Origin of the sequence: Rhodococcus sp. WMMA185, assembly GCF_001767395.1 — a bacterium.
Taxonomy (GTDB): domain Bacteria; phylum Actinomycetota; class Actinomycetes; order Mycobacteriales; family Mycobacteriaceae; genus Rhodococcus_F.
The window spans coordinates 1,075,866-1,099,817 of record NZ_CP017014.1 but is presented as its reverse complement, the minus strand read 5'-3'; the positions used below and the strand labels follow the sequence as shown (position 1 = coordinate 1,099,817).

The 23,952-nt window shown below is 63.8% G+C and carries 21 protein-coding genes, 1 tRNA gene and 1 pseudogene; 10 read left to right on the top strand and 13 right to left on the bottom strand.

The annotated features are described in order from the left end of the window. Positions 1 to 61 precede the first annotated feature (61 nt). Genes ftsE through prfB form a run of 4 tightly spaced genes read right to left on the bottom strand, consistent with a single transcriptional unit; the run spans position 62 to position 3,241 of the window. Positions 62 to 751 (bottom strand): cell division ATP-binding protein FtsE, encoded by a 690-nt coding sequence (gene ftsE / locus BFN03_RS04895; RefSeq protein ID WP_070378071.1) that lies wholly within the window; start codon positions 749 to 751, stop codon positions 62 to 64. A gap of 57 nt (positions 752 to 808) precedes the next feature. Continuing rightward, a complete protein-coding gene (locus BFN03_RS04890; protein ID WP_070378070.1) occupies positions 809 to 1,237 on the bottom strand; it encodes a hypothetical protein in 429 nt (142 codons plus the stop codon). Beyond that, positions 1,234 to 2,112 carry a mechanosensitive ion channel family protein gene (locus tag BFN03_RS04885; RefSeq protein ID WP_070378069.1) on the bottom strand — a complete coding sequence of 293 codons (879 nt, stop codon included), beginning with the start codon at positions 2,110 to 2,112 and terminating at the stop codon, positions 1,234 to 1,236. The genes BFN03_RS04890 and BFN03_RS04885 overlap by 4 nt, the downstream gene beginning before the upstream one ends. Before the next feature lie 22 nt (positions 2,113 to 2,134). Beyond that, positions 2,135 to 3,241 carry a peptide chain release factor 2 gene (gene prfB, locus BFN03_RS04880; RefSeq protein ID WP_070378068.1) on the bottom strand — a complete coding sequence of 369 codons (1,107 nt, stop codon included), beginning with the start codon at positions 3,239 to 3,241 and terminating at the stop codon, positions 2,135 to 2,137. A 179-nt stretch (positions 3,242 to 3,420) separates the two neighbouring features. Between prfB and BFN03_RS04875 the strand changes: the two genes are divergently transcribed. From BFN03_RS04875 to BFN03_RS04860, 4 genes are all read left to right on the top strand, one after another. Then, complete coding sequence (locus BFN03_RS04875; protein ID WP_070378067.1) at positions 3,421 to 3,915, top strand: beta-class carbonic anhydrase; 495 nt, start codon at positions 3,421 to 3,423, stop codon at positions 3,913 to 3,915. Between the two features lie 35 nt (positions 3,916 to 3,950). Beyond that, positions 3,951 to 4,739 (top strand): histidinol-phosphatase, encoded by a 789-nt coding sequence (hisN, locus tag BFN03_RS04870; RefSeq protein ID WP_070378066.1) that lies wholly within the window; start codon positions 3,951 to 3,953, stop codon positions 4,737 to 4,739. A 160-nt stretch (positions 4,740 to 4,899) separates the two neighbouring features. Next, positions 4,900 to 6,312, top strand: a complete 1,413-nt coding sequence (locus BFN03_RS04865; protein ID WP_070378065.1) for an acyl-CoA dehydrogenase family protein — start codon at positions 4,900 to 4,902, stop codon at positions 6,310 to 6,312. A 28-nt stretch (positions 6,313 to 6,340) separates the two neighbouring features. Beyond that, a complete protein-coding gene (locus tag BFN03_RS04860; protein ID WP_070380623.1) occupies positions 6,341 to 7,546 on the top strand; it encodes an acyl-CoA dehydrogenase family protein in 1,206 nt (401 codons plus the stop codon). A 79-nt stretch (positions 7,547 to 7,625) separates the two neighbouring features. On the opposite strand, the gene yidC is transcribed toward BFN03_RS04860, so the two are convergent. The 4 genes from yidC to BFN03_RS04840 all read right to left on the bottom strand — a co-directional run bounded on the left by yidC (position 7,626) and on the right by BFN03_RS04840 (position 9,852). Then, the gene (gene yidC / locus BFN03_RS04855; RefSeq protein ID WP_084385494.1) at positions 7,626 to 8,555 is read right to left on the bottom strand and encodes a membrane protein insertase YidC; all 930 of its coding nucleotides are present in this window, start codon (positions 8,553 to 8,555) and stop codon (positions 7,626 to 7,628) included. Positions 8,556 to 8,677: 122 nt separating this feature from the next. Continuing rightward, positions 8,678 to 9,001 carry a DUF6412 domain-containing protein gene (locus BFN03_RS04850; protein ID WP_070378064.1) on the bottom strand — a complete coding sequence of 108 codons (324 nt, stop codon included), beginning with the start codon at positions 8,999 to 9,001 and terminating at the stop codon, positions 8,678 to 8,680. A 75-nt stretch (positions 9,002 to 9,076) separates the two neighbouring features. Beyond that, a complete protein-coding gene (locus BFN03_RS04845; protein ID WP_070378063.1) occupies positions 9,077 to 9,667 on the bottom strand; it encodes a hypothetical protein in 591 nt (196 codons plus the stop codon). Positions 9,668 to 9,775: 108 nt separating this feature from the next. Further along, positions 9,776 to 9,852: transfer RNA gene (locus tag BFN03_RS04840), tRNA-Met, on the bottom strand. A 450-nt stretch (positions 9,853 to 10,302) separates the two neighbouring features. Here BFN03_RS04840 and BFN03_RS04835 point away from each other — a divergent pair. After that, positions 10,303 to 10,632 (top strand): annotated as a pseudogene (locus BFN03_RS04835) (transglycosylase family protein); the annotation flags it as partial. 323 nt (positions 10,633 to 10,955) lie between these two features. Here BFN03_RS04835 and BFN03_RS04830 read toward each other — a convergent pair. Continuing rightward, on the bottom strand, positions 10,956 to 13,889 hold the full coding sequence (locus BFN03_RS04830) for a UPF0182 family protein (protein WP_070380622.1): 2,934 nt from the start codon (positions 13,887 to 13,889) through the stop codon (positions 10,956 to 10,958). Between the two features lie 160 nt (positions 13,890 to 14,049). On the opposite strand from BFN03_RS04830, the gene BFN03_RS04825 reads away from it, so the two are divergent. Next, complete coding sequence (locus BFN03_RS04825) at positions 14,050 to 14,652, top strand: PPA1309 family protein (RefSeq protein ID WP_070380621.1); 603 nt, start codon at positions 14,050 to 14,052, stop codon at positions 14,650 to 14,652. A gap of 19 nt (positions 14,653 to 14,671) precedes the next feature. Here the strand turns inward: BFN03_RS04825 and BFN03_RS04820 are convergent, their stop codons facing one another. Further along, positions 14,672 to 15,694 carry a YlbL family protein gene (locus tag BFN03_RS04820; RefSeq protein ID WP_070380620.1) on the bottom strand — a complete coding sequence of 341 codons (1,023 nt, stop codon included), beginning with the start codon at positions 15,692 to 15,694 and terminating at the stop codon, positions 14,672 to 14,674. Positions 15,695 to 15,800: 106 nt separating this feature from the next. Between BFN03_RS04820 and BFN03_RS04815 the strand changes: the two genes are divergently transcribed. From BFN03_RS04815 to BFN03_RS04805, 3 genes are all read left to right on the top strand, one after another. Then, the gene (locus tag BFN03_RS04815) at positions 15,801 to 17,243 is read left to right on the top strand and encodes a zinc-dependent metalloprotease (RefSeq protein WP_070378061.1); all 1,443 of its coding nucleotides are present in this window, start codon (positions 15,801 to 15,803) and stop codon (positions 17,241 to 17,243) included. 120 nt (positions 17,244 to 17,363) lie between these two features. Beyond that, positions 17,364 to 18,257: a hypothetical protein gene (locus tag BFN03_RS04810; protein WP_070378060.1), complete on the top strand. Its 894-nt coding sequence runs from the start codon at positions 17,364 to 17,366 to the stop codon at positions 18,255 to 18,257. 7 nt (positions 18,258 to 18,264) lie between these two features. Next, positions 18,265 to 19,590 (top strand): ABC1 kinase family protein, encoded by a 1,326-nt coding sequence (locus BFN03_RS04805; protein WP_070380619.1) that lies wholly within the window; start codon positions 18,265 to 18,267, stop codon positions 19,588 to 19,590. 101 nt (positions 19,591 to 19,691) lie between these two features. Here BFN03_RS04805 and BFN03_RS04800 read toward each other — a convergent pair whose 3' ends face one another. Together BFN03_RS04800 and BFN03_RS04795 are read right to left on the bottom strand one after the other, a co-directional pair. Then, entirely contained in the window at positions 19,692 to 20,033 is a 342-nt protein-coding gene (locus tag BFN03_RS04800) for a WhiB family transcriptional regulator (RefSeq protein WP_070378059.1), read from the bottom strand. Positions 20,034 to 20,477: 444 nt separating this feature from the next. After that, on the bottom strand, positions 20,478 to 22,616 hold the full coding sequence (locus BFN03_RS04795) for an ATP-dependent DNA helicase UvrD2 (protein ID WP_070378058.1): 2,139 nt from the start codon (positions 22,614 to 22,616) through the stop codon (positions 20,478 to 20,480). Between the two features lie 115 nt (positions 22,617 to 22,731). On the opposite strand from BFN03_RS04795, the gene BFN03_RS04790 reads away from it, so the two are divergent. Further along, a complete protein-coding gene (locus BFN03_RS04790; RefSeq protein ID WP_070378057.1) occupies positions 22,732 to 22,986 on the top strand; it encodes a mycoredoxin in 255 nt (84 codons plus the stop codon). 46 nt (positions 22,987 to 23,032) lie between these two features. Here BFN03_RS04790 and nudC read toward each other — a convergent pair whose 3' ends face one another. Beyond that, positions 23,033 to 23,944 (bottom strand): NAD(+) diphosphatase, encoded by a 912-nt coding sequence (gene nudC, locus BFN03_RS04785; protein WP_070378056.1) that lies wholly within the window; start codon positions 23,942 to 23,944, stop codon positions 23,033 to 23,035. Positions 23,945 to 23,952: the final 8 nt, after the last annotated feature.

The window sequence follows — 23,952 nt, the reverse complement described above, 5'->3', positions numbered from 1 at the left end:
ATCGGAGTCCTTCGTCGGAGGCTGGCGGACAGTGCTGAAATTTCGGAAAGCAGGCTGCTCGCTAGCGTCCCACTCCGTACACGCCCCGAGCCTCGTCGCGCACCACTCTGCCGAGGTCCAATTCCACCACGCGACGGCGCATCGAGTCGACGATGTGATGATCGTGTGTCGCCATCAAGACCGTGGTTCCGGTGCGGTTGATCCGTTCGAGCAGCAACATGATCTCCTGGCTCGTCTCCGGATCGAGGTTGCCGGTGGGCTCGTCGCACAGCAGCACGAGTGGCCGGTTCACAAATGCTCGCGCGATTGCGACACGCTGCTGCTCCCCTCCCGAGAGTTCCGTGGGCATTCGGTCCGCCTTACCCGACAATCCGACCATCTCGAGGACCTCGGGAACCGTTCGCCCGATCATGCTGCGCGGTTTGCCGATCACCTCGAGAGCGAAGGCCACGTTCTCGGACACGGTCTTCTTCTGCAGCAACCGGAAGTCTTGGAACACGCAGCCCATGCTCTGCCGCAGCTTCGGCACGCGCCGGGCGGAAAGCTTGTTGACGTGGAATCCCGCGATGTGAATGTCGCCGGACGTCGGCGATTCCTCCTTCAGAAGCAGTCGCATGAAGGTCGATTTTCCCGAGCCCGACGGCCCGATCAAGAAGACGAATTCGCCCTTGTCTACCTCGACGCTCGCCTTGTCCAAGGCCGGTCTCGTGGAGGTCTTGTACGACTTCGACACATTCTCGACGCTGATCACGAGGAGCAAGTCTAGACGTCAACCGAACAGCAAACCGTGTGGAATGTCACGCAAGCGTCACGGACCGCCCTCCGGCGGTGTCTCGGTTTCCATCGGACCGGAAGGCGAGGTCGGCGGGCCTGAGGGCGAGGTCGGCGCGAAGGGGTTGGGAATCCCGAACGGCAACGTCTGGGTCGGCTCGGGGGTCTCCTCCGGGGGCTGCGTCTCCGGTACGGACTCGGTGGTCGTTGGCATCTCGGTCGGTTGCGGGGGAAGCGTGTAAGTCGGCGTGGGCGCTTGCCCGGTGGGTACGACAGCGGGCACCACGGGTCCCTGGATGGGCTCGAGTGGGGTGGGGTTGAGATACGCGTGCAGGGAATACAGCGCGACCCAGAGAGTGCACAGAGCCAGTGTCGACGTCCGTACCCGCCCACCGAACAGTTTCGCGGGTACGAACGAGCCGTGCAGCAACCGGTCCAGCCCACGGCGGGGTTGGTCCTCGGTCATACCTGCACCCCGCCGGCACGCACGGTGTGTAGGTCCGGTTCCACGGCAATCCCCTGGTGACTCATGGCGGTCGCGATCCGCACACGCAAAGCGCGACCGACCTGGAACTGCTTGCCCGGCAGGGTTCGCGCCACTACGCGAATGCTGATCTCGTCGACGGCCAGGGTCTCGACCCCCATCACCGTCGGCTCGTCGATCAGCAGTTCCTTCAGTGCGCGGTCCGCGAATGCGTCGACACCGACCTGGTGAAGCACTTCGTTGACCTTGGCAATGTCCGATCTGGCCGGTACGGGAACATCGATCACCGCGCGCGCCCAGTCCTTCGACAGGTTGATCGCCTTCACGATCTGACCGTTGGGGACGATGATCACCTCACCGTCGGTGTTCCGCATCCGGGTGACGCGGAGCGTGACGTCCTCGATGACTCCCTCCGCGTCGTCGGAAGAACCCAGGACCGCGAGCCGAACCGTGTCACCGAACCCGTACTGGCGTTCGGTGACGATGAAGAACCCGGCCAGCATGTCCTGGACGACACGCTGGGCGCCGAATCCGAGGGCCGCACCGATCACGGTGGCCGGTGCCACCAGGCTCCCGAGAGGCAGGCCCAGCTGGTTCAGCACCCTTGCGGTTGCGATCACATAGATGATGGTGATGACCGCCCAGGTGATCACTTGCGCGACCGAGTGCCGGTGCTTGCTCGCCTCCGACCGGACGAGGGCGTCCCCCAGTTTGTAATTGTTGTCGATCCGCTCGGTGACTCTGCTGCCGCTCCAGCTGGCGAATCTGGCCAGCAAGAGGGCTCCGAGCACCGTCAGGGTCACTGCCAGCCCGGTCGATTTCAACCATTCGAGCAGATTCTCAGTCGGGACGAACATGGCCGCAGCCTTCTCCCCGGTACTAGGACACCTGGTTCTCGCGCATCCGCCAACGGATGCCCGATTCGAGGAAACCGTCGATATCTCCATCGAGGACCGACGAAGGGTTGTTGACCTCGTACTCGGTGCGCAGATCCTTCACCATCTGGTACGGGTGCAGCACATAGGACCGCATCTGATTACCCCAGGAGCTGCCGCCCTCGCCCTTGAGCGCGTCCATTTCGGCGCGCTCCTCCTTGCGCTTGACCTCGAGTAGTTTGGCCTGCAGAACGCGCATAGCCGACACCTTGTTCTGCAGCTGCGACTTCTCGTTCTGGCAGGTCACGACGATGCCGGTCGGGATGTGCGTCAGACGGACCGCGGAGTCGGTGGTGTTGACCGACTGGCCCCCGGGGCCCGACGATCGGTACACGTCGACGCGGACGTCGTTCTCGTTGACGTCGATGTGGTCGGTCGTCTCGACCACGGGCAGCACCTCGACCTCGGCAAACGACGTCTGGCGGCGACCCTGGTTGTCGAACGGACTGATGCGTACCAACCGGTGTGTGCCCATCTCGACGGACAATGTGCCGTAGCTGTAGGGCGCCTTGACCGCGAATGTCGCACTCTTGATGCCGGCCTCTTCCGCGTAGGAGGTGTCGTAGACCTCGACGCCGTAGCCGTGCTTCTCCGCCCATCGGATGTACATGCGCATCAGCATCTCGGCCCAGTCTGCGGCGTCCACGCCTCCCGCGCCCGAGCGAATGTTCACGAGCGCGTCGCGCTCGTCGTATTCACCGGACAGCATCGTCTTGACTTCCATCGCGGCGATGTCTTCCCGAAGGCTGCGGCGCTCCGCGTCGGCGTCCGCGACAGCATCGGGTCCTTCGTCCTCTGCGAGTTCGTAGAGGACGGGCATGTCGTCCAGTCGCGAGCGCAGCTCCTCGACACGACGCAACTCGGTCTGAGAATGCGACAGCTGACTGGTGACCTGCTGTGCATGTTCCTGGTCGTTCCAGAGGTCGGGGTCGGCCGCCTGGTGTTCGAGTTCGTTGATCCGGCGGCGCAACTCCTCCACGTCCACCACCGATTCGACGGTCCGAAGGGTCGTGTCGAGATCGTCCAGGTCTGCGGATACGTCGGGATGCACGGCCCAAGATTACCGGGTACCCACAGCTGCCCCGTAACCGCTGCTCCTGACCAACGTCCTGCCGTCCAGTCGCTGGTCGTGCCACGATGGCATGTAGGCGAACAGTCCATGTTTTGGCACTGAACGTTCCGGGCACTGAACGCGGATGCCCCCGCCGCCAACCACGGACGGAGTCGACAATGAGCGTGACCGATGAGTATCTGAAGAACAACGAGGCCTACGCGGCCGAATTCTCCGGCCCACTGCCACTTCCGCCGAGCAAACACGTCGCCGTCGTCGCCTGCATGGACGCGCGCCTGGACGTGTATCGGATGCTGGGGATGCACTTGGGTGAGGCCCACGTCATCCGGAACGCCGGCGGAGTGGTGACCTACGACGAGATACGGTCACTCGCGATCAGCCAACGACTGCTCGGAACCACCGAGATCATCCTGATACATCACACGGACTGCGGAATGCTCACCTTCACCGACGACGACTTCAAGCGTTCCATCCAGGACGAGGTCGGAATCAAGCCGGCATGGTCGGTGGAAGCCTTCTCTGATATCGCCGAGGACGTCCGGCAGTCGCTTCGCCGCATCGAATCGAGCCCCTTCATCAAGGCTACGACCTCTCTCCGCGGGTTCATCTTCGATGTCGCCACCGGAAGACTGGACGAGGTCAAGATCGACTGAGCTCACCGCGACGTGGCACGGTACGCTCTGCGAACGTGACCGACCTCCACGCCGACCTGCAACTCGCCCTCCGAATTACGGACGAAGCGGACGCGATCACCCTGGCCCGATTCGGAGCGCTCGATCTGTCGGTCGACGACAAGCCCGACCTCTCACCGGTCACCGATGCCGATCTTGCCGTGGAAAGAGCTGCCCGGGAGATTCTGGAGTCCGAGCGAGCGGACGACGCGATCCTGGGCGAGGAGTTCGGCGGCGACACTGTGGTCTCTGGGCGTCAGTGGGTCATCGATCCGATTGACGGCACCAAGAATTTCGTCCGTGGCGTGCCCGTGTGGGCGACCCTCGTCGCACTGCTCGAGGACGGCGTTCCCACGGTGGGCGTGGTGAGCGCACCGGCGCTTGCCCGCCGCTGGTGGGCCGCCTCGGGCGCCGGGGCCTGGAGCACGTTCAACAAGTCCGAACCCGGCCGCATCAGTGTGTCTGCCGTAGACAACTTGGATTCGGCCAGCCTGAGCTTCTCGAGTCTGTCGGGATGGAAGGACCGCGGAATCCGGGAGCAGTTCATCTCCCTCACCGACGACGTCTGGCGGGTCCGAGGATTCGGCGACTTCTTCTCGTACTGCCTGCTCGCCGAAGGTGCCGTCGACATAGCCGCCGAGCCGGAAGTGTCGCTGTGGGATCTCGCTCCTCTCGATGTGCTGGTTCGTGAGGCCGGTGGACGATTCACGAATCTCGCGGGTACCGACGGCCCCCACGGTGGCAGCGCGCTGGCTACCAACGGGTTGCTCCACGATGAAGCGTTGACACGACTGCGCTCGAACTGAGGGCGCAGCCCTGACCACTCGACTCGAGCCCCCAGCGGCAGGGCCGTGGACTCGAGTCCGTCCCGCAGGCACGCGCACTGGAACGTACTCAACGGTAGACACCCACCTTACTGCTGAGTAAGGTGGGTGTGGTCCACGTCCTAACACGGAGAAACCGCTGGTGATCATGAGCAAACAAGACACTGTTGCCTCCAAAGACAGCGCGAAACGCAAGCCCCGCGACACGTCCGCGGTCGGCCTGAATCCCGTCAGGCGGGACGCGATGGGTGCCGCAATGCGTGTGCTGACCAAGATCACCGGGTCCGACCTTGCCGAGAGGTACAACCTCCGTCAGACGATCGACCGGATGACCTACGAAGGAACCAAGACCGGGTTCAAGACCCTTGGCGCGGCGACCCGGGGCTTCAAGATGGTCGCTGGTGGCGGGGCACCGAAACGCCTCCCCGACAACCCAGCGGTGAATGCGGGTTACTTCGATCTCACGCCGACCGACGACCAGCAGATGATCGTCGAGACGGTGCGCGAGTTCGCCGCCGAGATTCTGCGGCCCGCCGGCCATGACGCGGACGCGGCTGCCGCGGCACCCGCGGACTTGGTGGACCGCGCCGCCGAACTGGGCATCACGGTCATCAACGTCCCCGAGGAACTCGACGGTGCCGCCAGTGAGCGCGGAGCCGTCACCAACTCACTCGTGGCCGAGGCCCTCGCACACGGCGACATGGGGCTCGCGCTTCCGATCCTCGCGCCGAGCGGGGTCGCGGTCGCACTCACCCAGTGGGGCACCGATTCCCAACAGAAGACGTATCTTCCGGCCTTCACCGGCGAGCACGTGCCGAACGCGGCCGTTGTCGTCAGCGAGCCCCGCGCACTGTTCGACCCATACGCATTGGAAACCAAGGCTGTTCGTTCCCCCAGCGGCTACAAACTCAACGGCGTGAAAAGCCTTGTTCCCGCGGCTGCCTCGTCGGAGTTGTTCGTCGTGGCGGCCGAATTGGAGGGCAAGCCTTCCTTCTTCATCGTCGAGTCCGATTCCAAGGGACTCGTTGTCGAAGCGGACCCGAGTATGGGCCTGCGCGCAGCCGGACTCGGCCGTCTCACGCTCACCGACGTCGCGGTGCCGGAGTCCGCTCTGCTCGGTGACGGTGATTCCGATATCCGGAAGGGCGAATACGCGGACGCCATCCGGCTCGCTCGTCTCGGTTGGGCTTCGCTTGCGGTGGGAACCGGTCAAGCAGTTCTGGATTACGTGATTCCGTATGTCAACGAGCGCGTCGCGTTCGGAGAGCCGATCAGCAACCGCCAAGCGGTCGCCTTCATGGTCGCAAACATCGGCATCGAACTCGACGGGCTGCGCCTGGTGACATTGCGCGGGGCCTCGCGTGCCGAACAGGGACTCTCCTTCGCCCGGGAATCGGCCCTCGCCCGCAAGCTCGCATCCGAGAAGGGCATGCAGATCGGTCTGGACGGCGTCCAGTTGCTCGGCGGCCACGGCTACACCAAGGAGCACCCCGTCGAGCGTTGGTACCGCGACCTTCGCGCCATCGGCGTCGCCGAGGGCATCGTCCTGATCTGAGTGGCCGGACCCAACTAAGGAACTTGTGATGATCAACCTCGAACTTCCCAAGAAACTCAAAGCCTCCGCGAACCAGGCCCACCAGGTCGCGGCACAGATCTTCCGGCCCATCTCCCGCAAGTACGACCTTGCGGAGCACGCCTACCCGAAAGAACTCGACACCATGGCCGCCATGGTCGAGGGACTCAACGATTCGGGCAAGGGCGCTGCCGGTGCCGCGCTCGGACGTGGCGACGAACCGAAGGTTATCGGAAACGTCAACGGCGGCAACATGTCCTCGCTGATGAACGTCATCGAGACCTGCTGGGGCGACGTGGGCCTCACGCTCTCCATCCCCTATCAGGGCCTGGGTAACTCCGCAATCGCAGCGGTCGCCACGGACGAGCAACTCGAGAGGTTCGGCAAGGTGTGGGCCTCGATGGCCATCACCGAGCCCGGCTTCGGTTCCGACTCCGCCGCCGTCACCACCACCGCCGTGCTCGACGGGGACGAGTACGTCCTCAACGGCGAGAAGATCTTCGTCACGGCCGGCGAGCGTTCCACCCACGTCGTCGTATGGGCGACGGTCGACAAGACCAAGGGTCGCGCCGCAATCAAGTCCTTCGTCGTACCCCGCGACGCTCCGGGTCTGAGTGTCGCCCGCCTCGAGCACAAGCTGGGCATCAAGTCGTCCGACACAGCGGTGCTGTTATTGCAGGACTGCCGAATTCCGAAGGACAACCTGCTCGGCACACCTGAGGTGAACGTCGAGAAGGGCTTTGGCGGCGTCATGCAGACGTTCGACAACACCCGCCCCATCGTCGCGGGTATGGCAATCGGCCTCGGTCGCGCCGCACTCGAGGAACTGCGAACCATCCTCACCGACGCCGGAGTCGAGATCTCCTACGACACTCCCGCCTACAACCAGCACGCCGCTGCAGCAGAGTTCCTCCAGCTCGAGGCCGACTGGGAGGCCAGCTACCTGCTCGCCCTGCGCGCAACCTGGATGGCGGACAACAAGAAGCCGAACTCGCTCGAAGCCTCCATGTCGAAGGCAAAGGCCGGCCGCACCGGAACCGCCGTCTCGCTGAAGGCAGTCGAACTCGCCGGGACCTTCGGATACTCCGAGCGTCCCCTGCTCGAGAAGTGGGCACGCGACTCGAAGATCCTCGACATCTTCGAGGGAACGCAGCAGATCCAGCAACTGATCGTGGCCCGCCGCCTGCTCGGGAAATCGTCGGCCGAGCTCAAGTAGCCTGCACCCGAGTAGCTTTCACCCAGGGATCCGCCCCCGCCGATTTCGATTCGACGGGGGACGGATCGCCTTCCCTCTCCTACCGCCTACGTTTCTTCTTCCGAGTTGCAGGCCGGGCTCCCGGTTTGGGGGTTGTCGGCGCACGCCTTTCGGCCTCCGCTACGTGCTTCGCGGATTCCTCCCGATCGATCCTGGCGAATACGAAGTGCTGTTGGCCGTAGGTCCAGATGTTGTTGCTGACCCAGTACAGCAGGATCGCAATCATGAGGAAGGGCCCACCGACGAGGACGCCGAGGGGAAAGACCCAGAGCATCAGCTTGTTCATAATGGCGGACTGTGGATTCGCGGCCGCCTCGGAACTCTGCCTCGCAATCGACGCCCGGGCGTTGAAATGCGTGGCGAGGCTTGCGATCACCATCAGCGGTAGCGCAACGGCGGCGATTGTGGATACTGCCGGAATCCCGCCGAACTGTGCGAAAGATGCCAGCGTGCTGTCCGGGCTGGTGATTGCGACCGAGATCGGTGCCCCGAACAGGCGAGCGCTCAGGAACGACTGCACGTCCGCAGCGCTGAAAACGTAGTTCGGGGTGTTTGCATTGACCTCTGGGGACATTCCGAGCTGCCCCAGCCCCGTTCCGGTCCGGTTGAACGATCGCAGGACGTGATAGAGACCGAGGAACACGGGGGCTTGAACCAGAGCAGGTAGGCATCCCATCAGTGGGTTGAATCCGTGCTCCTTCTGCAGTTTCTGCATTTCGGTTGCCTGCCGTTGCCGGTCGCCGGCGTACTTCTTCTGCAGCGCCTTGATCTGGGGTTGCAGCTGCTGCATCTGGAGGGTCGTGCGGACCTGCCGGATCGCTGGTCCGAGCAACAGGATTCGCAAGGTGAAGACCAGGAATACCACGGCCAGGGCCCAGGCGAAACCGTTGTCCGGCCCCAAGACCGACCCGAAGACTTTGTGCCAGAACCACAGAATTGCTGAAACAGGGTAGTAGATGACATCGAGCATTGAGCACCTCGTTGCTGCACGGCGCGATCACGCGGCATCGTGCGAAGTTTCACGCCCACCCCTTTGGGACGCGGGCGTGCGAATGGACAGGTCGACTCGGGAGCCCACGCAGCGAAGGGACGCTACGCGGCTGTGGGGACCTGCCCGGGTGCTCGGGGGCGTCGCGGACGACCGGGTGTATCCGGGGCGCTCTGCCGGCGGAACGCGCCCCGGAGTCTACGTTCCTCACCGTGCGGCCCGGAGACCGACGCGGTCAAAAGGTACAGCGGGGACCGGGATTCCGACCCCGTGACCGCTAGCAGAAGAAGGATCGCAACCGCTGCACCGACGGCCACAGTCGGTCCATTGCTCGTGAGCGTTGCCGTGATCACCAGCGTCAGGACAGCCACCCACGTCAGCTGAACAATGGTCAGCCCATGGGTGAGAACAGACCAGATCCGTTCCATACGATGCAGCTTACAGTCGTCGGTGCAACTGTTCGGATCGGGACGGTATCTCGGCGATCCGTAAACTCGTATGACCTAGCGATCTGGAAAGGCTTGCTCGGCGCTGCGGTCCACGATCCTCGCGTCGAGTTCCGGTGCACCGAGCACGGCCGCCGCCACGGCGTTGTCCCCTCCCAGGTAGGTCGCAGTGCTGTCGACGGAAGAACCGAGACACCAGCGTCGGTCCTCGGGCCACACGAACGAAGGATCAGTCCATTCCCGAGCGAACGTGGAGAACTCGGACACCGGGCCTGACCAAAGGTGATACCGCATCTGCTGATGCGGTATCAGAAGTATCCCTTCGCTGGGGATGTCATACGCCAGCCGGGTCGCGCGCCGTCCGAAGTACCCCCATCCCTCCCACACTGCGAAGTGGCAGATCTGGCCCTTCGTCAGATGCTCGAGGGCATCCACGAGCACGGCTGCCCGAACAACGCCAGACCCCTCGGTCGCCTCGACAAGCTCCGGATATTGCACACGCGTTCGGGGAATCTCCACGCACAGTGGATACCGGCGCGGCACCGCCGCTCCAACAGTGGATCTTTGATCGAGCTCATCAGCCAGCCACCGGCCGGCCTCGTCGGTCTCATCCCACTTCGGGTTCACCCGCCCCGCTCCGGTCCCCATCGCACAAGTGTGCCCCAACGCTGCGCGGGCATCGGCAGCACAATCGACCGGGCTACGGCCTCAGACAAAAAGAACCGGCGCCCTCGAGTAAGGGCACCGGTTCTTCGGTGGTAGCGGGGACAGGATTTGAACCTGCGACCTCTGGGTTATGAGCCCAGCGAGCTACCGAGCTGCTCCACCCCGCGTTGCGACAATGAAGTTACACGAACGAAGGAACCGATTGCAAATCCGCCGGAAAGTGTCTGGACGGCAACCTCTTTGAGCCTTCGAGCAATCACACGAATCACATCCGTTACCAAATGATGTGACCCTCGTCACACTTCCGCCAATCCGCCTCGACGCGCGTGTTCGGCAATGTAATGGACGACCTGCGAAAACGGGAATCAAGGTAGTCGGTATTTGTACGCCCGTTTCAGAAAATCGGACCGTGACCATTCTGTGATCGACACGTACGTTCGTGACCAGCCCGAAACCACCGGGCAACGCCGGCCCGCCGCAGCCTTACCTTGCCCCGCGGGATCCGGAATCCCCACACCTCGAGGGGCAAGGACGAGAACGGATCGATCGCCCGGACCGGCGCACCAGCCGATTCCCGCAGGCCTACCTCGTCGGCAAACGCGGAGAGGAAGCACCACATGACCAACATCAGCATCGTCAAGCGGACCATGGGCGCAGTCACGCTGGCCGGGGCACTTCTGGTTGTGCCGCTCGGTCTGAGCACCGGCACCGCCTCTGCCGCCTCCCACAACTGGGATGCCGTCGCAATGTGCGAGAGCAGCGGAAACTGGGCCGCAGACACGGGCAATGGTTTCAGGGGCGGTCTGCAGTTCACCGACAGCACCTGGGCCGAATTCGGTGGAACCGGGTCTGCGGCCAACGCGTCGCGCGAGGAGCAGATTCGGGTCGCCGAGAATGTCCTGGCAGGTCAGGGACCAGGCGCTTGGCCGGTGTGCGGGAAGTACCTCTGATCCGCAGAACAGTACTTGGAGGTGCCCTGCGTGCAGCACAACTGCACGCAGGGCACCTCTTCGTTTCCGCCACCTTTTCGCCCGACACCACTTCGAGACCTCATGAGAACCTTTTCGATATGAGCCGATCAACGAGTCGTCTTTGATTCCCATCGCATAACGGCGGCGCAACGAGAAGTCTCTCGAGTGCCGTCCAGCAGCCGCCGCCCGACTTGCTGCGACGACTGTCCCGGCAGATGACCGCCCGCCCATATGACGAGGCCCTGCCATCCGGTTCGGATGGCAGGGCCTCGTCATCTCTGTGTGTGACCGAGAAGCCCCTACCGCGGGATCGCCTCGTAGGCGTCCACCGCATTCTGGAGCCTGGCGAGCGCCGCACCGTAGGCGGCGAAATCACCACTTTGCTGGGCCGCGGTCAGCGCATCCAACGATGCGTTGAGTTCGTTGATGGCAGCGTCCGCGTCCGGCGCGGGAAGTGTCGCAGGCGGCGGTTCGGCCGCCGCCGGTTGCGGCGTCGCCTCACCCGTCTGCTCCCCGGCAAGTACGGCTTCATCGCTGGGCTCCGTGGCAACAGAACCAGTGCCTGCACCGAACACCTGACTGAGTGCTTCAGCCAACGTCGGCGCGTATCCGACCCGGATGCCGTTGGTGTCACTGAAGCTCACCAGGACCCGCGCAAGCTGCGGGAACGAGTTCGCAGAATTCCTCTGGGTGTACAGCGGCTCCACGTAGAGAATGCCGCCGTCGGCGATGGGTAGTGTGAGCAGGTTTCCGAATTGGATCCTGTTCGACTGCCTCAGCAGCGACAACTCACTGGCAACCCTCGAGTTGGAGGTCATCGCGTTCTGGGCCTGTTGCGGTCCCTGAGTCTGCGTGTCAGTCGGTAGCTGCAACACATTGAACTTGCCGTAGTTCTCCGGATCCGAGGCAACCGAAATGTACGCCGACAACAACTCGCGGTTGAAGCCCACCATGGGGCTCGTCAGACGGAACTCGGGTTGCGCCGTTTCCGTACCACCGACCAGGACGTAATAGGGAGGCTGATTGGCAGTCGTATCGATCGTGGGATCACTCGGAACCGACCAGAACGCGTTGTTCGTGAAGAACTCGTTCGGATCGTCCACGTGGTACTTGGCCAACATCTCCCGCTGAACCTTGAACAGATCTTCCGGGTAGCGGAAGTGTGCCTGCAGGTCTGCACTGACGTCGCTCTTCGGCTTGACGGTGTCGGGGAACACTCCCATCCATGCCTTCAGCACCGGATCGTTCTCGTCCACCTGGTACAGCGTCACGGTGCCGTCGTACGCGTCGACGGTGGCCTTGACCGAGTTCCGGATGTACGACACCTCCTTGCGCGGAATCAAGCGTCCGGTGTTCTGGTCGATGCTGTCCTCGACCAATCCGTCGAGCGAACTGCGCTGCGCGTAGGGATAGTCCTCGAGCGTCGTATAGGCGTCGACGATCCATTGGACCTTGCCGTCCACAACGGCCGGGTACACGGAGCCGTCGGTGGTCAGCCATGGTGCCACTTGCCGCACGCGGTCGCGGGGGTCACGGTTGTAGATGATCTTCGAGTCCGAGCCGATCGCACCGGAGAACAGAATGTTCCGCTCGGTGAATTTGGCGGCGAAGGCCAGTCGGTTGAACCAGTTACCGATCGGCACTCCACCGGAACCTGTGTAGGTGTAGTTGGAGTCGTCGGTGTCGTACTCTCGCGGAGCATCTCCCGGCGATCCCCCGACGATGGCGTAGTCGGGGTCGGACTGGGCGATCAACTCGCCGTAGTAGATCCGCGGGTTGTCCACTTGGAGGGCCGGGTCGGTGGGCTGCGAAAAGAGATCGCTCACGTTGTAGAGCGGGTAACCGCCGGTGTTGTCATCGTCTTCGCCCTCGGCTGCAGTCACCTGGTTGGCCTGTGCAGCGATGAACCCGTTGCCGTGGGTGTACACGGTATGGCGGTTGATCCAGTCGGTCTGGTTTCCGGTCAGGTTGGCCGGCGCGAGTTCGCGCGCAGCAACGACGTAGTCTCGCAGTTGACCGTCAGTCTCGTACCGATCGACGTTGAGCGTCGCGGGGAACCCGTAGAAGTTCTTCAACTGCTGCTGTGCGGTGAATGTGGGCGACAGGATGGCCGGGTCCAGCAAACGCGCGTTGGCGATCGTCGTCACGTCCGCGGGGACGTCCTGAGGCTGCTGAGTGCCGACACCCGGGTAGGCGGCGTAGTCGATGTTGTCTTCTGTGATCCCATACGCCTGCCGCGTCGCCTGGATGTTCCGCTCGATGTACGGGCTCTCCTTCTGGGCCGCGTTCGGCTTGACCGAGAACTGTTCCACCACCAGTGGCCACACCGCGCCCACCAGAACCGATGAGAGAACCAGAAGCGCCGTCGCCAGCGCCGGGATACGCAGGTCACGCATGAATATCGCGGCGAAGAAGGCAATCGCGCAGATCACCGCGATCGCCAGCAGAATCATCTTGGCCTGCAGCACCGCATTCATGTCGGTGAAGCTGCCGCCTGTAAACGTAGGTTCCTTCCTGCTACTCGACAGCAGTGAGTACCGATCGAACCAATAAGCGACAGCTTTGAGGAGAATGAACGTTCCCGCCAGCACGGCCAACTGGACACGCGCCGCGTTCGTAAGTGCGCCTCCCCGACCTGCCAATTTCAGCCCACCGAAGATGTAGTGCGTCACCAGGCTGGCGAAGAACGCGAGCAGAACCGCCACGAACAGCCAGTTGAGAACGAACCGGTAGAACGGCAGGTCGAAGGTGTAGAAACCGACGTCTAGTCCGAATTCCGGGTCGGTGACTCCGAACGTTCCGCCATTGAAGAACAGCTGGACCGTCACCCAACTGGACTGGGCGACCAAACCGGCGAACAGTCCGATGACGATGGGAATTGCCAGGCCGAACAGGCGCAGGCGCGACATCACGGTGGTGCGGTAGCGCGCCACGGGATCATTCGGCCCTGAGACCGGGACGAAGACCGGCCGCGACCGGTAGGCGAGCAGCAGCGCAAGCCAGATGATCAGGCCGACGACGGCAGCGACCACCAGGAAAATGACCACACGCGTGAGGAGAACCTTGGTGAAGACGCTGCGGAATCCCACTTCACCGAACCACAACCAGTCCGTATAGGTACTGATCAGGCGGGGACCTACCAGCAGTAGCACTGCGGCGACGAGCGCCAAAACCAGCAGCACACGACTGCGCTTGGACAACGATGGTAATCCTGCGGGGGGCCGCATGCCCACTAGCCACACTCCAAGAACTCGGCGACGCTCACACGCCGCGATCGACTGCCCGACAGTCTCCCACACCCCAACATCGAGTGCGTGACCGTTTCGTCCCACCCTACGTAACATCTGCGAGATGCGACCGTCGGTCCGGATTCCGGGGTGCGAAAATGAGGCTGTGAGTGAAGAAAATGTGAACGGTGAGACGAATGCACTAGCCCGGTGTGTGCGTGAGGTAGTCGAATTCGTCGATGCCGGAGGGTGGGATCAACCGCCCCAGATGTTCGCACTCGTCCCGACCGAACTGCTCGCCGCGGCCGAACCGAACCTTCTCGATCAGCTTCTCGACGGTTCCGAGCTGACCCCTGTGGAGCAGGACCCGTTTCCTGAGGACATCGACGGCGGGTCACGTGCGCTCGACGAATTCCTCGCCACCACCAGTTGGCCCGAGTCCGTCGTCGGCTGCGTACTTGTTCAGGAGATCGTCGTCCTCCCACCCGAAGCGGAGTCCGACCTCGACGACGCGCTCGCACCGCTGCTCTACGACCGTGACGCCGCAGACAACGCGGCCCGCGCCGCCGCCGAATCCCATCCGGACCGCAGGTCCGCCCGGTTGATCGCGGCCGTTCTGCGCGACGGGCCGTCGCTGTGCCTGATGCAATTGCGCCCTGACGACGACTCCGACCCCTACGCCGGAATCGAACTACTGACCTACGAGAACCTCGCTCCGAATCTCGTGGGCGCGCTACACGCCACCTTCGACGCGCCCGAAGACGACTGACCGTCGCAGCGCGGCCTGATCAGCACATCGGTGCGGAACCGCCCGTGTTGACTGCCTCGAGAGCGTCGACAGCTCCGTCGAGGTCGTCGACCTTCACTAACCGAAGTCCGTCCGGTGCACCCTGCCGAGCCTCGTCGCAGTTCCCCGCGGGGACGAGGAACGTCTCGGCGCCGGCCTCGCTCGCTGCGATCAACTTGTACTTGATGCCGCCGATCGGACCCACTTCCCCGTCGGAGTCGATGGTGCCCGTCCCGGCAACGAACTTGCCACCGTTGAGGTCCCCTGGGCTGAGTTTGTCGACCACGGCAAGGGCGAACATCAGTCCGGCCGAGGGACCCCCCACGTCGGCGAGATTGAACTCCACGGTGAACGGGACGTCGGGAACCTCCTCGGGGACGATTCCCAGATATCCCTCGGATTCGTCGTCCGGACGGGATCCGAGCACAACGGGCACCGTCGCCTCGGCGCCGTCCCGGATGACCACGATCGTCACCTCTGTACCCGGCTCCACAGCCGCGACGGCTCGCTGAACGCTCCCGACCGTCGAGACCGGCATGCCATTGACACTGACCAACTCATCGCCTGAACGCAGAACACCGATGGAGGGGCCGTCGTCGACGACCTGAGCGACGCGGAGGTTCACCGGTTCACCCAAGTAATGCAGTGCAGCGAGTTCGGCGCTGTCCTCCGACTGCTCGAAGTCGGCCTCGTTCTCTTGCTGGACCTCATCTTTCGACCTGTCCGGCGGATACACTTCCTCGCGAGGCACGATGCCTTGACGTCCACTCGCCCACAGCCCGAACGCCTCGAACACGTTGAGATCGTCGCGCACGGCGACGGTCGTCATGTTGAGATGGCCGGACGTCGGGTCCACATCCGTACCCTCGATGGCGACGACCTCCTCACCGCCCACTTCCCCGAGAGTGTTGAACGTGGGGCCCGGCCCCAGAGCCACGAATGGCACCTTGACCATCGTGCCGAGGAGGCCCAACAGCACGATCGGGGCCAGCGCAGCCAGAAGCGTCACGATCCGTCGATTCACCTGAACCAGCGTAGAGCGCGACCCGAATGCAGCGCCTATCGGCATGTTCGCCATCAGCGTGATACGGCAGGCACCTAGGGATGCCTACGCCTTGTAACGTTGGGGTATGAGCAATCCGCCGTTCGGCTTCTCCAACTCTGACGATCCCGACCGAGAAGAAAACACGGGAGGTCAGAGCGGGCAAGACCGTGACAAGAATTCGGGCGGTTCCGGCGACTTCGGATTCGGGGTGGGCGGGTCCCCCAGCGGCGGCTTCGATCAAGGCGGGTTCGATCCGGCGGCTCTCGGCCAGATGCTGACCCAGTTCGGCCAGATGTTGAGCGGAATGGGCTCGTCGATGGCGTCGGGTGAACAGAGTGGCCCCGTCAACTATGACCTCGCCAAGAAAATCGCTCGCCAGCAAATAGGTTCGGTGGCTCCCATCACCCAAGGCAATTCCGAGGCGATCGCCGAAGCGACGCGGCTGGCCGAGCTGTGGCTCGATGCCGCGACGACGTTGCCCGCCGGTGCGTCGAAGACGCTCGCGTGGACCCCCAACGACTGGATCGACAACACGCTCGACACCTGGAAGCGACTGTGTGATCCCGTCGCGGAGAAGGTGTCCGGTATGTGGGTGCAAGGTCTACCCGAAGAAGCGCGGCAAATGGCCGGGCCCATGCTCGGCATGATGAACCAGATGGGTGGTCTCGCGTTCGGCTCCCAACTCGGCCAGGCCCTGGGCCAGCTGTCGAAAGAAGTCCTCACCTCCACCGATATCGGACTCCCCCTCGGGCCTACCGGGACGGGAGCTCTGCTTCCGGCTGCCGTGGGGAGGTTCAGTAAGGGCCTCGAACAGCCCGACCGGGAGATCCTCGTCTTCCTGGCCGCCCGAGAAGCCGCCTACCAGCGCCTTTACAGCCATGTCCCGTGGCTGCGCCAACGCCTCCTCGCCACTGTCGAGGAGTACGCCCGCGGGATCACAATGGACTTCTCCGCCATCGAGGAGATGGCCAAGGGGCTCGATCCGTCGGCGCTCGGCGATCCCTCTCAGCTCGAGAACATCCTGCAGCAGGGTGCATTCGAACCGCAGACCACGCCGGAACAGAAGCAGGCCCTCGAGCGTCTCGAGACGCTGCTCGCCCTCATCGAGGGCTGGGTCGAGGTTGTTGTGGCGTTCGCGCTCAACGACCGACTCCCTGGCGTAGGGGCTCTCAGTGAGACACTGCGTCGTCGGCGCGCAACCGGCGGACCCGCCGAACAGACGTTCGCGACGCTGGTCGGACTCGAACTGCGACCCCGCAAGGTACGCGAGGCTGCGCAGTTGTGGAACCGGCTGACCTCCGATTCGACCATCGATTCGCGTGACAGTGTGTGGGCTCACCCCGACCTGCTGCCCGACTCCTCCGATCTCGACAACCCCGACACATTCGTCGATCGTGTGCTCGGAAAGGGTGCGGACGGCGGCAACTTCGACAATCCGATGGAGCAGCTCGAGGCAACGCTAGCGCGTGAACGCGCCGAAGAAGCCGAACGGTCCGGAGAGAATCCAGACGACGAACCTCAGTCCTGACCTGCGGATCGCGACATTCTCCCGGCAGCGGGTTATCTACAGGTCAGAGCACCTTTCCGCCTGTGGATAACTCGTCTGCAACGGCTTCTCGGTTAACCGAGCCGTGTCATCGTCTGCGGGGTGAGCTTCCAATACCCAGGCGCGGTCGGCGCCACCCTCGACCCTCGGCTCCCAGTGCTCGTCCGCCGCGACGGCCGGGTCCAACTCGGCTGGGATCCAGAGCATGCAGTGGTTCTCACACCACCGGCGGGTCTTCGCTCGGAACAGCTTCTCGCCGTACTCCGACTGCTCGACGGCAAGAATTCACGTCCGCACATCCTGTGGACCGCGGTGGGGCTCGGAATGACTGTCGCCGAAGTGACCAGACTTCTCGGCGATCTCGATAGAGCCGGACTCATGGCAGCCGGACGTTCGCCAACGAGTGCAGAACCCATCGCGATCCGGGTGCACGGGCGCGGTCCCCTGTCCGATGCGGTCTCGAAATCGCTGATCGACGGCGGGAATCGGGTCGTACGATCGTCCCGGTATTCCGCGGATGGCGATGTTGCGCGGTGGAACGCCGGGTGCGTCGTGCTCGCGGACGATCTGGTGGCAGAACCCCGCCTCGTCGCGGACCTCGTCCGGAACGGGATACCCCACCTCCAGGTTCGGCTACGCGACGGCCGCGGAGTGGTGGGCCCACTCGTGCTACCCGGCCACACCAGTTGTCTCCGGTGCGCCGACCTCCTTCGTGCCGGGTACGACGAGGACTGGCCGCACCTGTCCGCTCAACTGCTCGGGACCGTCGGACACGCAAGCCCGGCTGTGATCATGGCCACGACCGCCGTCGCGCTCGGTCAGCTCGAAGCCGTGCTGTCGGCCCCCCGAAGCGCTCCGCCGAGCAGTCTGGGCGCAACCCTCGAGATCGACCTCGCGGCCCACCGGCTGGTGACCCGACACTGGCCCAAACAGAACAGTTGCAGCTGCACCTATCTGGCACCCATCGCAGGCGACCCGAGCCGTCTTCCGTCATGATGGTGTGGTGTCCGATATCCCTCGCAGGAGTTCTGCCCGCACCGCCAAACTCGCGAGCATTCCATTGGGAATCGCGGGGCGTGCGGCCATGGGACTCGGCAGGAAACTGACCGGTGGCGACAAGGACGCCATCGACGCCCAGTTGAGCGCCAAAGCCGCCGAACAATTATTCGCCGTTCTCGGCGAGCTCAAGGGTGGCGCCATGAAGCTGGGGCAAGCCCTGAGCGTGATGGAAGCGGCGATCCCAGAGGAATTCGCCGAGCCGTATCGCGAGTCGCTCAACAAGCTTCAGGCACAAGCTCCTCCCCTACCCACGCGGGCGGTTCACAAGATGCTCGACCAGCAGTTGGGCACGAAGTGGCATGAACGCTTCGAATCGTTCGACGACACCCCGATCGCGTCAGCCAGCATCGGTCAGGTGCACCGCGGAGTGTGGTCGGACGGTCGCGAGGTCGCAGTCAAGGTTCAGTATCCCGGCGCAGACGAAGCCCTGCGAGCAGATCTCAAGACCCTCGGGCGCTTCGCCGGTCTATTCACGTCGGCGATGCCAGGGGTCGACGTTCGGCCCGTCATCGAGGAGTTCACCGCCCGGACCGAAGAGGAACTCGACTACCGAATCGAGGCGAACCATCAGCGCCAGTTCGCCAAGGTCTACGAAGGAGATCCACAGTTCGCGATCCCGCACGTCGTCGCCAGCGCACCGAAGGTAGTTGTGAGCGAGTGGATGTCGGCAAGACCCCTGTCGGACGTAATCGCCCGCGGAACGCCGGAGGAGCGCAACGCTGCGGGGGCCCTGCTCGCCGAGTTCCACTTCGCCTCCCCGGCCCGGGTAGGCCTGCTCCATTGCGACCCGCACCCGGGGAATTTCATGTTGCACAGCGACGGCCGTCTCGGTGTCATCGACTTCGGTGCCGCCGCGCCTTTCCCACACGGACTTCCGCCGGTCCTCGGAAAAATGGTCAGGCTGTCACTGCACGAGCAGTTCGACGAACTGACGGAGTTGCTGCACGCCAACGGGTTTGTTCTGCCGGGCAGAACGGTCACTGACGAGGAGATCGCAGAATACCTGCGCCCCTTGACCGATCCGATCCGATCCGAATCGTTCCACTTCACCCGTGCCTGGCTACAGAAGGCTGTGGGGCCTGCCACCTACGTCAACAGTCCCCAGTTCCGCACCGCCCGTGCACTGAGTCTGCCGCCCGAGTATCTGATGATTTTCCGGGTTCTCGTCGGCTCGGTCGGGATCTGCGCTCAGCTGGATGCGTGCGCGCCGTACATGGCGATCCTCACGCGCTGGCTCCCCGGGTTCGCAGACGATCCCGAGGATCGATAGCACCGTCTGTCCTCGCCGGAGCGAGCGAACGTCCGCTCGGCCGGCTCATGTGAGGTGCCGGCCGAGCGGACGGGGCGATTTCCTCCGCCACTTCCTGATTGCTAGGCGCAGACCAACGTCTGTGCCTTGCGTGGGCGTCCCCGTGAACGCTTGCGAGCGATCACGGAACCGTGCTCGAAGATCTCCCCACCCCAAACACCCCAAGGCTCGCCGCGATCGAGGGCCGCATCGAGGCAGCGGGAGCGGATCGGGCAGGGCGCGCAGAGCGCCTTGGCCTGTTCCAGCTGGGTGGGAGAGTCAGCGAACCACAGGTCCGGGTCGTCGGACCGGCACGGCAGGTCACCGCGTGCGGATGCAATCTGAACTAACCCGCTTGTGGCGGTAGAGGTTTCGGACACCCCGGTACATGTCACGGTGGACACGTCTTTCTCCTCTGCTGTCATTGAGACGGCTGTTCTCTTTGGTTCGATGAAGTACTTGCGAACCAGAGCCGAGGCTGCGAGCAAGAGGGCTCGAACTACAAAGGCCACGGTCCGCGATGCGGGTCCGTGGCCTTGGAAAGACTCCAGGGAGCTTTATCGAGGTATCGCTAGACAACCTCGATACACGGACTCGACTGTTTCTGCGGGACGACGACGCGCCGCTGACCAGCTGATCGCTGGTACCGCCTCCGCCACGTTCGTCCCCGAAAGCGGGCAGGCGACAGCGACTGTCATCTGATGTGCCTGATACTTGGTCATTTCACTGCCACCTCCACTTCGTCTAGATCCGATATCAACCGCACGGGTTCCCCGCGCACCGGAACCACAGTAGGCAATACGCCGGGACCGCACAACCTATTTTTGACCTGCGCCGATACCTGCCACCCGGATCGCGCGGGAAATGTCTCAGGAGTTCGTGTTGCTCTTGATCACCGCGAGAACCTCCGCGCCGTATTGCTCGAGCTTCTTCGCGCCGATCCCGGGGATCGCAACGAGTCCTCGATCGTCCTGGGGTCGTTGCTCGGCGAGGGCAGTCAATGTGTTGTCGGTGAAGATGATGTAGGCGGGCATCTTCATCTCCCGTGACTTCTCGCGGCGCCACGCCCGGAGGGATTCGAGGAGTTCTACATCTACGTCCGACGGGCACCCCTCACATCGCCCCAGCATGGTTGCGGTGGATCCGATCAGTGGCTTTCCGCACAAGCGGCACTGTGGCCGCTTCTTGTTGCTCTTGACGGGCACCGCGATCCGCGAGGCCGGAGAGTCGTCCGGAATGAGGCCGTGCAGGAACCGTGAGCGACGCCGGGACTTGCGACCACCCTCGTTGCGCGAGAGCGCCCAAGACATCTGCAGGTGCTCACGCGCCCGGGTGACACCGACGTACAGCAACCGGCGCTCCTCTTCGATCGCAGCATCATCGGGCGCCGAGTTCGCGTCGCCGAGCACGTGCGCGATGGGCAGGGTGCCGTCGGTGAGACCGACGAGGAACACCGCGTCCCATTCCAGCCCCTTCGCTGCGTGCAGTGAAGCGAGCGTTACGCCCTGTACGACGGGTGGGTGTCGCGCCTCCGCTCGCAGGCTCAACTCGCGTAGCAGCCCCTCGAGTGTGAGAGCCGGGTCCTGGACCAACTGCTCCTCGGTGAGGGCGACCAGCGCGGACAACGAGGACCAGCGCTCCCGGGCTTGCGCGCCCGCAGGTTCGGCGTCGGTAAGGCCGAGCGGTACCAGCACGGCGCGGACCAGTGTCACGAGGTCGGCCCCGACCGCATCCGGCAGGTCGTCCCGATCCGCGGCCCTGCGCAGCTCCGACATGGCCTGGCGCACCTCGGTCCTGGTGAAAAAGCCTTCGCCACCGCGAACTTGGTACGGGATACCGAGTCTCGTCAACGCCTGCTCGTGAACCTCCGACTGGGCGTTGATCCGGTAGAGGATCGCGATTTCCGCAGCCGGGGTACCCGAGGAGATGAGCTTCTTGATCTCGCCCGCCACCCCGGCGGCCTCCGCAGGCTCGTCATCGAACTCCGCGAAGCTCGGTTCCGGCCCCGAGGCACGTTGCCCGATCAGTTGCAATCGAGTGCCTGCGATCCGTCCCCGCGCCGCGCCGATGACCCGGTTCGCCATCGATACGACCTCGGGAGTGGAGCGGTAATCGCGCTCGAGGCGCACGACCGTCGCCTCTGGGAATCGGCGCGAGAAGTCCAACAGATAGCGCGGAGTGGCGCCGGTGAAAGAATAGATGGTCTGGTTTGCGTCGCCGACCACCGTCAGATCGTCTCGCTCCCCGAGCCAGGCATCGAGAACACGCTGCTGAAGTGGCGTGACATCCTGATACTCGTCGACGACGAAGCATCGGTAGCGGTCGCGGAACTCCTCGGCGACGGCCGAGTGCTCTTCGAGCGCTCCCGCCGTGTGAAGGAGGAGGTCGTCGAAGTCGAGGAGCATCCCGTCCTGGCTGCGAGCCTTGAGTTCTTCGTAGCCCTGGTACACGGCGGCGACCTTTGCCGCGTCTTCCGGTACTTCCCTGCGCATCCGCGCCACGGCTTGCTGATAGTCCTCGGGCGCCACGAGGGAAGCCTTGGCCCATTCGATCTCACTCGCCAAGTCCCGGACACTCTCCGTACTGGTGGACAAGCCCACGCGACCCGCGGCGGACGACACGACCGCGAACTTGCGGTCGAGCAGGTGCCATTGCATGTCGCCGATCACTTGCGGCCAGAAGTACCTCAGCTGCCGCAGTGCGGCGGCGTGGAAAGTCCGCGCCTGAACCTGGGTGCCACCATCACCCACCCCCAGGCTGCGAAGCCTGCCCCTCATCTCGCCTGCTGCTCGCGCCGTGAACGTCACCGCCAGCACCTGCCCCGCGGCGACATGGCCGCTCTCCACCAGGTGTGCGATGCGGCGGGTGATCGTCCGGGTCTTTCCGGTTCCCGCGCCCGCCAATACACAGACCGGCCCACGCGGTGCGAGCACAGCTGCGGATTGTTCAGGGTCGAGACCAGTATCCGTCACCTCTACGGGGGCTTTGGCCGACATGGCGTCCATCATGACAGGGGCACCCGACAGAGCATGCAGCGCACAGACAGACCACAGCAGAGGTTGGCTGCTGTGAGGAATGCCACGCGATGGGAACACATTACGTTTTCATGGTGTTATTAGCGCCGTGACTGCGACCGATACCCCTGACCTGACCATCTACTCCACAACGTGGTGCGGCTACTGCCGGCGTCTGAAGACGCAACTGGACGAGTCCGGCATCAGCTACGTGGAGATCGACATAGAAGACGATCCGGCGTCCGCTGATTTCGTTGGCAGCGTCAACGGCGGAAACCATGTCGTCCCGACAGTCAAGTTCGCCGATGGCAGCACCGCGACCAATCCTTCGCTCGCCCAGGTCAAAAAACTGCTCGGCGTCTAGGACGCCCGTGTTGCCTAGCGTCTAGGACGCCCGTGTTGCCTAGCGTCTAGGACGTCGCCGCTGATTGCACCCAGGATTCGATGATGCCCCGCGCGATGGAGATCGATCCCGGGAGCAACAGCGGGGCATCGCCATCCGACGCCCAATCGCCGAGTTCGAGAGCACTGCGCACCTCGTCTCTGCTGAACCAACGAGCCTCGGCGATCTCGCCGTCACTGAACGTGAACGAGACGTCGGGATCGCCGACCGCGGCGAACCCGATCATCACCGACCGTGGGAAGGGCCACGGCTGGCTTCCCAGATAGCGCACGTCCCGAACGTCGAGACCGACTTCTTCCTTGATCTCTCGGGCCACGCACGCCTCGAGGGACTCGCCGGCTTCGACGAATCCAGCCAGGAGCGAGTATCGCCTCGGGGGCCAGGTGGGTTGCCGAGCCAAAAGGACACGGTCGCCGTCGTCGTGGACGAGGCAGATGATCGCCGGATCGGTGCGGGGAAACTCCTCGTGTCCGGTACTCGTCGAGATTCGCGACCATCCCGACATCGTCGGCACCGAAACCGCGCCGTCGAGTGCGCTGAAGCCCGCACTGTCGTGCCAGTTCAGCATCGCGAGCGCGCTGGTGAGAAGACCCGCATCAGCATCATCGAGAACTCCACCCAGAGCCCGGAGATCCGCCAGTTCTCCGGTAAGGGCGGGTACCCGTACCGTCCACACATGCCGGTCCTCGCGGACCCCGAGGAAGACCGCTCCCGGCTCGGGTTCCAGGCCGAGTTCGGTGGCGTCCGAAAACACCAGGCTGTCATCACGTACCCGAACCTGCCCCCGGCGATTGACCCGCAGGAGAAGCGATTCCGCCCATCCCGCGCGCAAGGCCTCGGTGTCTGAACGCAATTCCTCGGCCCGGCCCAGGGCAGAGCGCGACAGGAGTGGGATCTCGTTCAACCGGAATGCGACCACCTGATCGA

What these genes read in the sequence shown, in the direction of transcription:
- BFN03_RS04875 (WP_070378067.1), top strand. Translation starts at nt 3,421, where the DNA reads ATGAGCGTGACCGATGAGTATCTGAAGAACAACGAGGCCTACGCGGCC.
- BFN03_RS04860 (WP_070380623.1), top strand. Translation starts at nt 6,341, where the DNA reads ATGATCAACCTCGAACTTCCCAAGAAACTCAAAGCCTCCGCGAACCAG.
- BFN03_RS04795 (WP_070378058.1), bottom strand. Translation starts at nt 22,616, where the DNA reads ATGATGGACGCCATGTCGGCCAAAGCCCCCGTAGAGGTGACGGATACT.
- yidC (WP_084385494.1), bottom strand. Translation starts at nt 8,555, where the DNA reads ATGCTCGATGTCATCTACTACCCTGTTTCAGCAATTCTGTGGTTCTGG.
- BFN03_RS04885 (WP_070378069.1), bottom strand. Translation starts at nt 2,112, where the DNA reads ATGTTCGTCCCGACTGAGAATCTGCTCGAATGGTTGAAATCGACCGGG.
- BFN03_RS04890 (WP_070378070.1), bottom strand. Translation starts at nt 1,237, where the DNA reads ATGACCGAGGACCAACCCCGCCGTGGGCTGGACCGGTTGCTGCACGGC.
- BFN03_RS04800 (WP_070378059.1), bottom strand. Translation starts at nt 20,033, where the DNA reads ATGACAGCAGAGGAGAAAGACGTGTCCACCGTGACATGTACCGGGGTG.
- BFN03_RS04845 (WP_070378063.1), bottom strand. Translation starts at nt 9,667, where the DNA reads ATGGGGACCGGAGCGGGGCGGGTGAACCCGAAGTGGGATGAGACCGAC.
- BFN03_RS04815 (WP_070378061.1), top strand. Translation starts at nt 15,801, where the DNA reads ATGAGCAATCCGCCGTTCGGCTTCTCCAACTCTGACGATCCCGACCGA.
- BFN03_RS04850 (WP_070378064.1), bottom strand. Translation starts at nt 9,001, where the DNA reads ATGGAACGGATCTGGTCTGTTCTCACCCATGGGCTGACCATTGTTCAG.